Origin of the sequence: Microcystis sp. M015S2, from assembly GCF_020245945.1 — a bacterium.
Taxonomy (GTDB): Bacteria; Cyanobacteriota; Cyanobacteriia; order Cyanobacteriales; family Microcystaceae; genus Microcystis.
In genome coordinates, this window is the sequence record NZ_JADBTX010000065.1 from 1 (window position 1) to 12902 (window position 12902).

The 12902-nt window shown below is 44.0% G+C and carries 16 protein-coding genes and 1 pseudogene; 9 read left to right on the top strand and 8 right to left on the bottom strand.

Going from position 1 to position 12902, the window contains the following annotated elements; translation table 11 throughout:
* From IM473_RS12980 to IM473_RS12990, 3 genes and pseudogenes are all read left to right on the top strand, one after another.
* Positions 1 to 661 (top strand): annotated as a pseudogene (locus tag IM473_RS12980) (ATP-binding protein); the annotation flags it as partial.
* Between the two features lie 73 nt (positions 662 to 734).
* Positions 735 to 956 carry a DUF433 domain-containing protein gene (locus IM473_RS12985; RefSeq protein ID WP_004163945.1) on the top strand — a complete coding sequence of 74 codons (222 nt, stop codon included), beginning with the start codon at positions 735 to 737 and terminating at the stop codon, positions 954 to 956.
* Positions 957 to 961: 5 nt separating this feature from the next.
* Entirely contained in the window at positions 962 to 1294 is a 333-nt protein-coding gene (locus tag IM473_RS12990) for a DUF5615 family PIN-like protein (RefSeq protein ID WP_004163946.1), read from the top strand.
* 65 nt (positions 1295 to 1359) lie between these two features.
* Here the strand turns inward: IM473_RS12990 and IM473_RS12995 are convergent, their stop codons facing one another.
* The 8 genes from IM473_RS12995 to IM473_RS13030 all read right to left on the bottom strand — a co-directional run bounded on the left by IM473_RS12995 (position 1360) and on the right by IM473_RS13030 (position 10189).
* Positions 1360 to 2424, bottom strand: coding sequence for a glycosyltransferase family 4 protein (locus IM473_RS12995; RefSeq protein ID WP_287660428.1), 1065 nt, complete (start codon positions 2422 to 2424; stop codon positions 1360 to 1362).
* 78 nt (positions 2425 to 2502) lie between these two features.
* Positions 2503 to 3786, bottom strand: coding sequence for a serine hydroxymethyltransferase (gene glyA, locus IM473_RS13000; protein ID WP_287660429.1), 1284 nt, complete (start codon positions 3784 to 3786; stop codon positions 2503 to 2505).
* A 370-nt stretch (positions 3787 to 4156) separates the two neighbouring features.
* Entirely contained in the window at positions 4157 to 7213 is a 3057-nt protein-coding gene (gene ppc, locus IM473_RS13005; RefSeq protein WP_287660430.1) for a phosphoenolpyruvate carboxylase, read from the bottom strand.
* Positions 7214 to 7529: 316 nt separating this feature from the next.
* Positions 7530 to 7718 (bottom strand): hypothetical protein, encoded by a 189-nt coding sequence (locus IM473_RS13010; protein WP_002761679.1) that lies wholly within the window; start codon positions 7716 to 7718, stop codon positions 7530 to 7532.
* Positions 7715 to 8002: a cell division topological specificity factor MinE gene (minE, locus tag IM473_RS13015; protein ID WP_002764792.1), complete on the bottom strand. Its 288-nt coding sequence runs from the start codon at positions 8000 to 8002 to the stop codon at positions 7715 to 7717. Before minE ends, IM473_RS13010 begins: the two co-directional genes overlap by 4 nt.
* Before the next feature lie 29 nt (positions 8003 to 8031).
* Positions 8032 to 8832 carry a septum site-determining protein MinD gene (minD, locus tag IM473_RS13020; RefSeq protein WP_287660431.1) on the bottom strand — a complete coding sequence of 267 codons (801 nt, stop codon included), beginning with the start codon at positions 8830 to 8832 and terminating at the stop codon, positions 8032 to 8034.
* Positions 8833 to 8998: 166 nt separating this feature from the next.
* A complete protein-coding gene (gene minC, locus IM473_RS13025) occupies positions 8999 to 9826 on the bottom strand; it encodes a septum site-determining protein MinC (RefSeq protein WP_287660447.1) in 828 nt (275 codons plus the stop codon).
* Positions 9827 to 9838: 12 nt separating this feature from the next.
* Entirely contained in the window at positions 9839 to 10189 is a 351-nt protein-coding gene (locus IM473_RS13030; RefSeq protein ID WP_079210267.1) for a hypothetical protein, read from the bottom strand.
* A gap of 177 nt (positions 10190 to 10366) precedes the next feature.
* On the opposite strand from IM473_RS13030, the gene IM473_RS13035 reads away from it, so the two are divergent.
* The 6 genes from IM473_RS13035 (at position 10367) to IM473_RS13060 (ending at position 12880) form a co-directional block, all read left to right on the top strand.
* A complete protein-coding gene (locus tag IM473_RS13035) occupies positions 10367 to 10939 on the top strand; it encodes a transposase (protein WP_287660432.1) in 573 nt (190 codons plus the stop codon).
* 101 nt (positions 10940 to 11040) lie between these two features.
* Entirely contained in the window at positions 11041 to 11286 is a 246-nt protein-coding gene (locus IM473_RS13040) for a hypothetical protein (protein ID WP_204377830.1), read from the top strand.
* Positions 11287 to 11367: 81 nt separating this feature from the next.
* The gene (locus IM473_RS13045) at positions 11368 to 11688 is read left to right on the top strand and encodes a hypothetical protein (protein WP_287660433.1); all 321 of its coding nucleotides are present in this window, start codon (positions 11368 to 11370) and stop codon (positions 11686 to 11688) included.
* Positions 11678 to 12121 carry a type II toxin-antitoxin system YhaV family toxin gene (locus tag IM473_RS13050; RefSeq protein WP_002751101.1) on the top strand — a complete coding sequence of 148 codons (444 nt, stop codon included), beginning with the start codon at positions 11678 to 11680 and terminating at the stop codon, positions 12119 to 12121. The genes IM473_RS13045 and IM473_RS13050 overlap by 11 nt, the downstream gene beginning before the upstream one ends.
* Positions 12122 to 12267: 146 nt before the next feature.
* Complete coding sequence (locus IM473_RS13055) at positions 12268 to 12549, top strand: type II toxin-antitoxin system RelE/ParE family toxin (protein WP_002761671.1); 282 nt, start codon at positions 12268 to 12270, stop codon at positions 12547 to 12549.
* Between the two features lie 16 nt (positions 12550 to 12565).
* Positions 12566 to 12880 carry a HigA family addiction module antitoxin gene (locus tag IM473_RS13060; protein WP_002733868.1) on the top strand — a complete coding sequence of 105 codons (315 nt, stop codon included), beginning with the start codon at positions 12566 to 12568 and terminating at the stop codon, positions 12878 to 12880.
* Positions 12881 to 12902 lie beyond the last annotated feature (22 nt).

Genomic DNA, 12902 nt, shown 5'->3' on the forward strand with positions numbered 1-12902 from the left:
AAAACGAGTTAAAAATATTATTGAACCGATTTTAGCAGGGCAAACCTTACCCGATACCCTAGCAGATGATCGCCAATATTTAATAGATTTAGGATTATTAAGACGTGATCCGATGGGGGGATTAGTTATTTCTAACCCCATTTATCGTGAAGTTATTCCCCGCGTTTTAGTCGAAGGAACTCAGGACAGTTTACCTTTAATTAGTCCTAGTTGGTTGACAGCAAAAGGTGAATTAAATATAGATGCTTTATTAACTGCATTTCTCAAGTTTTGGCGACAACAGGTCGAACCATTATTAAGTAGTGCTGCTTACCATGAAATTGCTCCGCATATTGTATTAATGGCTTTTTTACATCGTGTGGTTAATGGTGGAGGAGTTTTAGAAAGGGAATATGCAATTGGTAGTGATAGAATGGATTTATGTTTACAGTATAAAGATGTAATTTTAGGGATTGAATTAAAAGTATGGCGGGATAAAAAACGCGATCCGCAAGCTGACGGAATTGAACAATTAGAATCTTATTTAGGGCGTTTGGGTTTAGATTTTGGTTGGTTATTTATCTTTGATAGGCGCAAAAATGCTTTACCAATGGAAGAAAGATTATCCACTGAAGTTGTGGTGACAGACAATCAATATAGAATTACTGTAATTAGGGCTTGACTGTTTCCAAAACTACTGTTTTTAGCAGCAATAAATGGTATCATAAAATTAATAAAAATGCCCTCGTCACATCATGAATTACAGAGATTATATCACAATTGAACCCAATAAACGTGGTGGTAAGCCTTGTGTGCGTGGCTTGCGAATCACAGTTTATGAAGTGCTTGAATACCTAGCTTCGGAAATGACAGAAGAAGAAATTCTTGAGGATTTTCCCGACCTGACGCGAGAAGATTTAAAGGCTTGTATTGCTTATGCGGCTGATCGTGAACGTCGGTTAATGATTTCGACTTGATCAGCATGAAATTACTATTTGATGAAAACTTATCCCCTAAATTATCTACCCGTTTGAGCGATATTTTTCCAGACTCCCTTCATGTTCGGGATGTAGGGATGAAAGCAACAATAGACCCGATAGTTTGGAATTATGCCAAAGATAATGATTTGATGATTGTCTCAAAAGATGCCGATATGCACGATCTAAGTTTAGTGTTTGGGAATCCTCCCAAAGTCATCTGGTTGAGACTAGGAAACTGTTCTACTTTACAAGTTGAAAATTTACTGCGTCGAGAGTTCAGTACAATCAAATTATTTTATGAAGATAAAAATTCATCATTGCTTGCTCTCTCATAGTGACAAACTGGATGCCGAAGGGATATCCGCAGAAAAAAGCTGATAGCTGACGACTTTAAGACGGCTTACGGTTCACTGCCACGATTGCGCCAGACTTGCCAACCGACGTAACCGAGCAGGAGAGTCGCACCAAAGGCAAAACCCCAACCACTGGGAACATTGGAGAAACCGAGGGCTAAACTGCCCACCCAGAGAGTTAGAGCGTAGATAAATAATACTGTCAGACGGTGAGAGATACCCGCTTTCAGTAAACGATGGTGTAAATGACGTTTATCAGCCACAAAAGGGGATTTTCCGCGTTTGAGACGGGAAATAATCACCGTGGACATATCGAGGAGAGGAACCGCGAGGATGAGATAGGGCAATAGGACGGCGGTAACGGCAACAGTAGTCACAGCAGTGGTTTTAGCCAATCCAATCACCGCCACACCCGCGAGGGTAAAACCCATAAAATAGGCCCCACCATCCCCCATAAAAATTTGGGCGGGGTTAAAATTGTAACGCAGAAAACCCAAGGCCCCACCCGCTAAAGCGGCGGCGATAATAGCGGCGGCCGGTTGTCCCATCACCAAAGTTACAATCAAAATCACCACGGCAGATATACCCGAAACCCCCGCCGCTAATCCATCTAAACCGTCAATCCAATTAATCGCGTTAGCCATCCCCACTAACCAGAGGAGAGTAATCGGTAAACTTAGCCAATGAATTTGTAATAAATCGCCGAAGGGAATAGAGAGGAAATCGATCCTTACCCCGGCTTGCCAAGCTAGAAAAGCGACGCTAAACTGCATTACCAAACGATTGAGCGGCGAAAGATTAAAAAGATCATCCGCTAGACCGATGAGGAAAAAGCCCAAACCGCCTAGGGTTACGCCCCACACTTCCCATTCTCGATCGCTGTTTAAACCAGCAAACCCTCCCAACCACCAAACGATCAGGAGGGCAGTTAAAGCGCCGACAAAAATCGAAACTCCCCCCAGTCGAACCATAGGCTTTTCATGGACCTTCCTTTCGTTGGGTTTATCGACGTAACCGCTTTTCAGTCCGACGGTTCTGACGAGGGGGGTACTCCAAAGTACCACGGTATGGGCGATCAGAAAAGAAACTAGATAGTATAAATCTCCGGACATGGGAATTGGGGGGCGATTTAATTCACAATTGGCCACTGACAGGCAATCGCCAATTATGAATTTTTATTATCTCTCTTTTTAGGCCAAGGCGGGGACAGAAATATGGAGATGGGGATAGAGGGGGAAGCTTTCACAGAGTTTGGCTACCCGTTGACGGCAAGCAGTTCTCAGGGCTTCATCACCTGGATTAAGGAGAATATCGGCGATAATGTTGCCAATCTCGATAAATTCCGTTTCTCCTAGTCCTCTGGTGGTCATAGCCGGGGAACCCAAGCGCAGACCACTGGTGACAAAGGGAGACTCGGGATCGAAGGGAACAGTGTTTTTATTAGCGGTAATATTAATGGTACTCACCAAGCGATCGGCTTCTTTTCCGGTCATGCCCACGGATCTCAAATCGAGTAACATCAAGTGATTATCCGTACCATCAGTGACAATTTTAATCCCTCTAGCCTTCAACTGACCGGCCAAAGCTTGGGCATTAGCGATTACTTGGCCCGAATAGATTTTAAACTCCGGTTTCAATGCTTCCCCAAAAGCGACAGCTTTAGCGGCGATAACGTGTTCTAAGGGGCCGCCCTGGGTACCGGGGAAGACGGATTTATCGAATTTTTTGCCTAATTCCTCGTCTTTGGTCATAATTAAACCCCCCCTAGGACCGCGCAGGGTTTTGTGAGTGGTGGTAGTTACCACATCACAGTGGGGTAGGGGGTTAGGATGATGACCAGTGGCCACTAAACCGGCAATATGGGCGATATCTGCCATCAAGTAGGCCCCCACTTCGTCAGCGATGGCGCGGAATTTCTCGAAATCAATCTGGCGCGAGTAGGCAGAATAACCGCAGATAATTAGTTTGGGTTTTTCCTTGCGGGCGATGTCAAGGATGAGATCGTAGTCCAGGAGTTCGTTTTCGGGACTTACTCCGTACTGTACTACTCGGAACCATTTTCCGGAAACGTTAACGGGGGAACCGTGGGTAAGATGACCACCGTGGGAGAGATCCATGCCCATAATCGTATCGCCGGGCTGCAATAGGGTCAGGAAAACGGCGAAATTAGCTTGGGCGCCGGAGTGGGGTTGTACGTTAGCGTGGTTTGCCCCAAATAGTCGTTTAACCCGATCGATCGCTAATTGTTCCGCTTCATCAACGTATTCGCAACCGCCATAGTAGCGTTTTTTGGGCAGTCCTTCCGCGTATTTGTTGGTTAAAACCGAACCCTGGGCGGCCATGACGGCAGCGGAGGTAAAGTTTTCACTAGCGATTAATTCTAGGTGATCTCTTTGACGTTGTAGTTCTTTTTGCAGAATCCCTGCGATCGCTGGATCGGTCAGGGATAGTATATCTAAGTTCGTATCAGTCACGGTTACTCGATCCTTTCTTTAACAATTTACCTGTAATCATTGGGTCACTTTCTCCATTTTGGCACAATCTCTAATCTTCCGACACACCGGTGAGCTTAATTGCTTCTCTTCGGGGTCGATGATCAATTGTCAACTGTTAGCGGTAAAATATTCATTTTTAGTCCATAAGTGATAGTAATATTAGCCAATAGAACCCCCCAAAAGCTTGGATTGAGTGATAAAATTGGAACTAATGCCCAATTTTAGCAGTAATTTTCCCTTTTAAAATAACAACTTAGTAGAAGTTCTACAAAAAGTTGACAAATCACAAAAATAGGGTGGATTACCTTCAAGATAATCCCCCCCCGAAATTACGATTAATTATCTGTAATCAACCAGTATTTCTCATCCCTGCGGCAATACCATTAATCGTCATTAAAGCGCCCCTTAATAACTCCTCTTTAGAATAGCGGAAATGAATCACACCGGATTGAGCTTGACTATTGTATTGACGTAAACGCTTGAGGAGAGACACCTGTAGGAAACCGAGGGGAACGATCGAACCATTGCGTAACTGCACCGAGCGCTGTAAATTCGGATCATTATCCAATAAATGTTTCTCACCAGTGATCTGGAGAACAATCTCGCTAGTGCGATTATATTCCTCTTTGATCCTTTCAAACAGACGTTGAAAACGTTCTCGATCTTCCTGTTTAGAAAGTTCACTGACGTAGTGATAGGCCATCTGTATATCCACCTTCGATAGAGTCATTTCTGCCTTAGAAATCACCATCTGGAAGAAAGGCCACTTGTGATAAAAATGGCGTAACAATTCCAAATTTCTGCTAGGAGAATCATCGAGAAACATCTGTAAAGCTGTCCCTAAACCATACCAAGCCGGTAAAAGAAAACGGGTTTGCGTCCAACTAAACACCCAGGGAATTGCCCGCAGGGTACTTAAATCCTGTTGACCACTTTTCCGGCGGGCCGGTCGGGAACTAATCTGTAAAAGACTAATTTCAGGAATGGGAGTTACGGACAGAAAGAAGTCTAAAAAGTCCGGTTCTTCATAAATCAAACTGCGATAGGTTTGCCGTGAACAGGTGGCCAACTCCTCCATGATGCGATTCCAAGGTTCGAGATCATCAAAACCACTGCCCAGTAAACTTGCCTGTATGACTGCCGTTACGGCCGTTTCGAGGTTATACAAGGCCAATTCTGGTAAAGAGTATTTCGAGGCTAAAACCTCGCCCTGTTCGGTGATTTTAATGCGACCGTTAATAGTTCCCCGGGGTTGGGCGAGGATAGCGGCGTAGGCTGGGCCACCACCACGACCGACGGAACCGCCCCGGCCATGAAAAAGACGTAGATCCACGCCGTATTGTTTAGCGGTTTTTTGTAAAGCCTTCTGGGCCTTATGAATTTCCCAATTACTGCTTAAAAAGCCAGAATCCTTATTACTATCGGAGTAACCGACCATAATCTCCTGTAAATTACCCGGTTCGAGGATCGCCGGTTCCGGGGTCACGTCCTCCCCGTTTAAAGCCGCTAAATGGTCGTAACCGCCAGCTAGGGCTGCCCGGTAGAGGGGCAATTCAAACAAAGTCTGCATGATGCCGGGGGCGTGTTTGAGGTCATCGACGGTTTCAAAGAGGGGAACGATGCGGAGGGAACTGCGGCTAGTGGCGGGGTCGTATAAACCGGCTTCTTGGGCTAATAACAGCACTTCTAGCACATCGCTGGCCTCGTTGGTCATGCTGATAATGTAGGTTTGGCAGATTTCCAAACCGAATTCCCCTTGCAGACTTCTTAAAACTCGCAGGGTTTCAATGGTTTCGCAGGTTCTTTCCGAGAAGGGCATTTCCCGGGGAATTAAGGGCCGACGGGTTTTTAATTCCTCCACTAACCAGGCGATTTTTTCTGATTCGGTTAATTTGCCGTAGGGTTTCGGTAAAACTCCCAGATATGCGGCGATTTCTTCGATACATTCGGCGTGACGGGTAGATTCTTGCCGAAAATCTAACTGAGTTAGGACAAAGCCAAAAATCTCTACTTGGGCGATCAGTTGATCCAGTTCTTGACAGGAAAGACCGGTTTGAAGGAGACTGCGCTGTAATAGCTTTAATTCGGCTAAAAACTCGGAACCGGAGCGATAGATGTTGGTTTCGTTGAGTTTAGTTAATAATTGTCGTTCTTCTGGGTCATTAAGGCGATTATTGCGATCACGCGTATTTTCCAGACGTTTTTGAATAAAGGCCAATTTGAGGCGATAGGGTTCCTGACGGTAGCGGATTGCTAACTGGCTATAGATTTCGGGCATTTGCTGTTTATCTCTGTCCAGGGAGTCCAGCAACTCCGGCAAGACGTGACACCAGTGCAGGGAGGCGCTTAAAATACTGGTCAGGTCGCGAATAGCATCGAGATATTTTTTAATAACGAGATTGCGCTGATAACAGCAGGTTTTCCAGGTGACTTCGGGGGTAACGGAGGGATTGCCATCCCGATCTCCCCCGACCCAAGAACCAAAGCGACAGAAGTTATTTTTCGGCGCTCGTAAACGGGGAAAGGAGGATTCTAGGCTTTGCTGCAGACGTAGGGTTAACTGGGGTAGGGATTCAAAGAGAACTTCATCGAAGTAGTGGAGGGCATAATCCACTTCATCGACGACAGTGGGTTTAAATTGATGTAGTTCATCTGTTCGCCACCAGAAACGTATTTCTTCTTTTAACTGTTTGGTGACTGTTTGTGCTTCTCTGGAGTTAGTTAACCCCATACTGCGAAAGATTTCTTCTGCTTGGTCGAGTTTTTCGAGAATGCCCGAGATGCGGCGCTGTTTAATGCGAATGGTGTGACGGACAATTTCCGTGGGGTGGGCCGTGAAAACCAGACGAATATCTAACTGATCGAGAAGACGCTGAATTTCTTGGGGGGGGACGTTAACCTGTTTGAGATAGGGAAATAACCAGTGAAATAGTCCCGATTTTGGGCTGGAGTGATCGGACTCGTTCAGGGTTTTTTCTAGCCAATCGGCCCCGACAATGGTGGCTAAAAGGCTTTTCTGCGGTGGATCTGTCTTGGGACTTTCGTTTTCTTCCCCGATCACCGTCCGTCGCAGTAGTTGCTGATCCCTTTGTTCGTAGTGTTGTTCGATTATATTTATTAACTGGAAATAGAGGGCAAAAGCGCGGGTAACTTTGATCGCTTCCCCTAGTTCCAAGTCTTCGATCATTTTGGCGATCGTTGCTTCTGGACTATCATCGGTCACTTGTCCTTCCTCAGAACAGAGATGGCGCAGTAATTCCAGTAAATCGACTAATTCTTGACCACATTCGGAGACCAAGACTTCTTTCCATAAATCTTCGATTAATTTCAGTCTTTGCTGCAGAAACAGGTTGGAAGTGCTGAAAATATCCTGTTCGGTTTCGGTCGAGGGGACAAGGACGCTCATAATTTCAGTAATCAGTAATCAGTAAACAGTAATCAGTAATCAGTAAACAGTAAACAGTAATCAGTAATCAGTAATCAGTAATCAGTAATCAGTAATCAGTAAAAAGAAAGCTCAGAACTTGCCCCTTAATACTATTCACTGAAAACTCGAATCTGATCATTGATAACTGATAACTGATCACTGATCGATCCGGATTAGTTCTTAGGGTTTGTCAAAAATGAGATTATATCCCAAAGAATCACATTTTTCCCGATTTTTAACAAAAATTTCACTATTTTTGCCTCTTTTCAGGGGGCAAAAGGACTTTTTTCTTGGATTATTGGTCACTGTTGACCGGTAACTGATCGGGAATATTGAGCAGCGGCAAGCGATCGCCGCGAAAGATTTCCTCGCTGTCTTTCCCGACTTCTATCAACCAATTATTAATAGAACGTAGTCCCAAGTAGGATAAAAGAAAGGGACTAACCGCTAGACTAAGCCAAAGCTCGATCGGTTGAGTTTTCATGGCAATTTCTCGGTTAAAGGACGGCGTTTGATCCGACGAATCGGAAAATTAGCAATCAGGGCTGTAGTTCGTTGATCACTTTCTAAGAGTAACTCGGTTTCCTCGGTATCGATATCAAGATAACGACTGACCACTTCTAAGATTTCTTGACGCATCATATTGAGAATTTCGGGACTAAGATCGGCCCGATCATGGGCCAGAATAAGTTTTAAGCGTTTTTTAGCTTGGTCGCCACTTTTGCCCGAACCGCGCCATGCTAGAAGTTTATCGATCAGGTCATTCATAGTAGGTTAAGGGGTTGAGATGAGAGAGTTTAAGGCCCAAACAAGCGACGACGCAGACGAGCAAGAAAACCTTCTTGACCGGCCATTAAATCTAGAAACGGCACATCGCGACCCTGTAAACGCTGGGCAATGTTTCTAAAGGCCATGGCGGGGAGAGAGGTCTTCTCCTCTAATACTAATGGTTCCCCTTTATTAGTGGAAATAATAATTCTTTGATCGTCGGGAATAATCCCCAACAGGGGAATTACCAAGAGGTCGAGAATGTCCTCGACGCTGATCATCTGGTTAAGTTGGATCATTTCTGGCCGCAGCCGGTTGACGATCAGACGGATACTCTTAATATCTTCGCTTTCTAGTAATCCCACCACGCGATCGGCATCTCTCACTGCCGACATTTCTGGGGTAGTAACGATGATCGCTTCCTGGGCAGCGGCGATCGCATTGCGAAAACCCATTTCAATTCCTGCCGGGCAATCAATCAATACATAGTCATAACTTTTTGACAATTGGGCGACTAAATCCTTCATTTGCTCGGCAGTAATTGCCTCTTTGGTGCGATTTTGTGCCGCTGGTAATAAGACCAGATTTTCCTGTCTTTTATCCTTAACTAAAGCTTTATCAAGGCTACAATCTCCCGCCACCACATCGATGGCAGTATAAACGATACGCTGTTCTAATCCTAACAATAAATCGAGATTTCTCAGTCCGAAATCAGCATCGACAAGGGCGACTCGACAGCCTAATTGAGATAAAGCTGAACCTAAGTTCGCCGTTACTGTCGTTTTACCAACTCCTCCCTTTCCCGATGTCACCACAATTACACGAGCCATAATTTATATCAGTTATCAGTTATCAGTTATCAGTTATCAGTTACCGGTTATCAGTTATCAGCTATCAGTTATCAGTTTTATAGAGTTTTTCATTTCAACGCAGTTAATCCCTATTTTTACTGGTCACTGAATCACTATTTACTGATCACTGTTTACTGGTCACTGATCACTTTTTTTCTACCCATCCCACTTTATCTTTAAAGGTGTAGGTTCTGGAAAAATTATAAGCCCCAATGATGCGGATTCCTCCTTCGCTGATACAGGCAATTTCTGGTTCCATGCGATCGCTATTCAAAGCCGGGGTGCGTGCCACTAATTCCGCGATCCGCAGTTGAGTTAAGTCGATTCGCAGGGCCATAATTACCGCTGCTCGATCGCCGCGGAATCCAGCATGGGCCACACCGCGTAAACTCCCCCAAACTAATATATCGCCATCAGCGACGATCGAGCCGCCGGGGTTGACATCGCCCATGACTATAACTGTACCCGGGTGACGGATTTCTACACCCGATCGCAGGGTGGTTTTTAAGTACAAAGGTTCGGCGAGGAGGGATGGCAGCGGTTGCTCGTCCCCGAAAACCGTCGGATTCGAGCGCATTTGTTCGACATTGTAACCCATGGTTGCCGCTGCTACTGCGGTTTGTCTTCTTTGGGTTTGGATGGTATGCAGGGGTAATTCGGCACTGTCTAAAATTGTGGCGATCGCTTGTAGTTGGCGCGTATCCATCAGGCGATCGTTGGACCTTAGGTGTACTGGTGTTCTAGCGGGGCAGTTTTGGCCGCTATTACGGAGATAATATTTTAATCCTGTCAAGATATCTGTCCAATCCTGACTTGTCTCCCCGGCGCTGGTTTTGGGCAAAATTAGCACCAATTTCTCACCCTCGCTTTTTAAGTGGATTTGGGCGTATCTCTCTATTACCGAGGCTGATGGCTCAATTTTTTGGGTTTCTGAGTCGATTTCTTGATTTATTTCGGTTTTAGTTTCATCCATAGCCATAATTTTTTACTTAAACAAGACAAAGCGCAAAATAGCGATCAGCAAACCGACGGAAGCGGTAATTAGTGAACCTCCTAAAATGGTTATCAATGCCCAAATTTGATTTTTTTGACTGCCCTCGACTATTTTGAGGCGATTATCCATCCCTTCGACTCTTTCGGTTAATTTTGCCTGTCCTATCTCTAGGGATTTAACATCTTGCTTGATTTCCTTAATATCAGCTTTAATTTCGCCAATATCAGCCTTAATTTCGACGATACTATTCTCGATCGCCGTGAAACGAGTCTCGAGCGCTTTTTGTCCGTTGATAATTAAGTCTTCTAGCCTTTTTAAGTCCGTATCGGCAAGAGTTTTCATAAAAATTAACCAGCTATCAGTATAGATGTTTCTTTAATTATGAACCTTGAGCAGCCGGCAGCAGTGGGAATTAGGAATTATGAATTAGGAATTGCGGCTGATGTGAGATAGAGAGGTTTGTAAAATCAAAGGGAGAGGTCACGATAAAGGTAATCACTCCAAAGCATGAGGCCCCCCATGAATAGGATAGATGCTCCCACCCTCTTGACTATTATTTATGTCCTGGTGGATGACTGGTATCAAGAACAGGGATATCGCTTGACTCCCATGCTGCCTGGACCTGAGCCTAGTTTCAGAGATAGTGAAATGTTGACCTTTTGGTTTATTCCCTCGTCCCTGCTCATACTGACGAACGCTCCCGCAGCAGAATCCGTATTGCAGTTCATTCAAGGCAACAATATCCTAGCCGACAAGGGGTTTATTGGTACTGATTGGCAGACTGAGATATCAAGAACCACAGGTAATCGAGTCTCTACAGCTAAGAGAGTCAATCAACATCAACAAACTTCTCCCGTCTTTGAGCGACTTCTTCAACATTTTCGAGAACGGATTGAGGGGGTTTTCAATGAGGTGCAGAATACAGGACGCAACTTGGAGCGATTGCTCAGAAAGAAAGTTGAGGGACTTTGTGTCCAGGTTGCCGCTAAAATGGCAAGTCATACCCTGCGGATACTGTTGCGTCAGCGTTTTGGTATTGATGTTCTCACCTTTGAGCAGACTCCTGTTCAACCCTTTGGGCAACTCATATAAGGCGTGATTTTAAAAATTAACTTAATCATAAAGAAAAATTTAACTTTCTCTTTTATAGTAAATTGCAAAACACGATCGAGCGGAAAATTAAGGGGAAAATTTTGATACTACTTATACTAAAAGCCATCCTGATCACCCTAGCGCTCTTGCTACTCGGTGATTTAATTTCTACGTTTCTCTACCATGTTCCAGAACACGTTTTCGGCAAGTTTCACGCTGCGGTACACCACGGCAAAAATCGGAACTTTTTTCATTACGCGGTGTTAAATCGAAATCCGCTAGTTTTACTCGATGGCTTTCTCGGCGCGCTCCCCTATAGTATATATGTATGTGGGAAGTTCAGCTAAAACGCGGTTGAGAAGCTGGGCAACCTTGTATGTTATTAAATTATGTAATAACATGATATGTAGTAAACCTTGCCTAAAATCATGAGTAACAAACAATACAATCTAACCTGGGCTAGAATAGGCAATGCTTCAGGTTTCCGTCTGAGTGCCAGTTTTTTTAAGGATAATCCCCAATTCAAAGAAGCTAAAGGTGCTGTTGAAGTTATCAGCCCTGATACCTTATTAGTCCGCTTACAGCCTCAATCTCTAGAACAGGAGGAAGATGAACTGATGCTGAGTTTATTCTTAGATTTTCTGACCAAGCAAGCCATATTAAATGCTGATGCTGAGTTAGAAGCTTATACGGAAGCGATGGCAGCGGTCGATGAAGAGTTGATGACAGGAGTAGAACTTGATAGTTAACGGTTGGCGAATCTACTTTATTAAAAGACTTTTTGGGCAACAACGCCGCGATTTACAAGTTGAGGTTCGTAAACTAAAAAACACCTTGCCAACAGAAGCATACCGTACTCATTCTACAGTCAAACTCTACAGGGCGATTATGGTCGCCATTAAAGAAAAAATCCCTCTCGACCCTTTTGCTTCCCATTTTGCTCTGACTGGGGCGCTCAAGCATTACGGAAGAGTCAAAAAGATGGGACTACCTGACCGTTATCGCTTATTCTTTCGGGCTATACAAACCGAGGAGTATAAAGCTATTTTTGTTTTATGGCTAGGCTATCCTCGCAAACAAGGGGATAAAAATGATTGTTATAAAGCCTTCACAAAAATGGTTGAGCGAGGTGATTTTCCCAATTCTCTTGACGCTTTAATCCTTGATAGCCAAGAAGATTAGCTAGTGATAAGGTGGTTGAAAAAGCGATCGTAACCCACAGATACACTTTCAACTGCGCCTCCACAGAAAGATTGCGATCTAACATTAGCATGAGATCGATGATCGCACTAAGATGATATGATAGTAGTGCATTTTCCTAATTATTGATGATTAAGAGTTTTGCATCTAAGGAGACAGAGCAAGTATTCAAACGTAAATTTTCACGAAAATTACCTCAAGATATTCAACGAAATGCTCGGAGAAAGCTAGAAGTTTTAGACGCGGCCGAAACTTTACAGGATTTATGCATTCCTCCATCTAATCGGTTGGAAAAACTCTCAGGAGATAGAAAAAATCAGCATAGTATCCGAATTAACGATCAGTGGCGGATCTGTTTTATTTGGAAAAATGGCAACGCCTACAATGTAGAAATAGTCGATTATCATTAATTGTTACTCAATAATCATGACTGAGAAAAAATTATTAGCCCCCATTCATCCTGGTGAGATTCTGTTAGAAGAATTTCTCAAACCGATGGAAATTAGCCAAGAACGTTTGGCAGAAGATCTTAATGTACCAATAGAGCAAATCAAGGAAATTATCGAGGAAAAGCGAGGAATTACTGCCGATATTGCCTTAAGGCTTTCTCGTTATTTTGGTATGTCTGAAAGGTTCTGGATGAATCTTCAAACAAGGTATGATATTGAAGTAGAAAAAGATAGGCTCAGAGAACGTTTAGAGAAGGAAGTAAAAGTCTATGCTGCTTCACAAGCACTGTAGCATAACCGAAGAAATAGGGGAA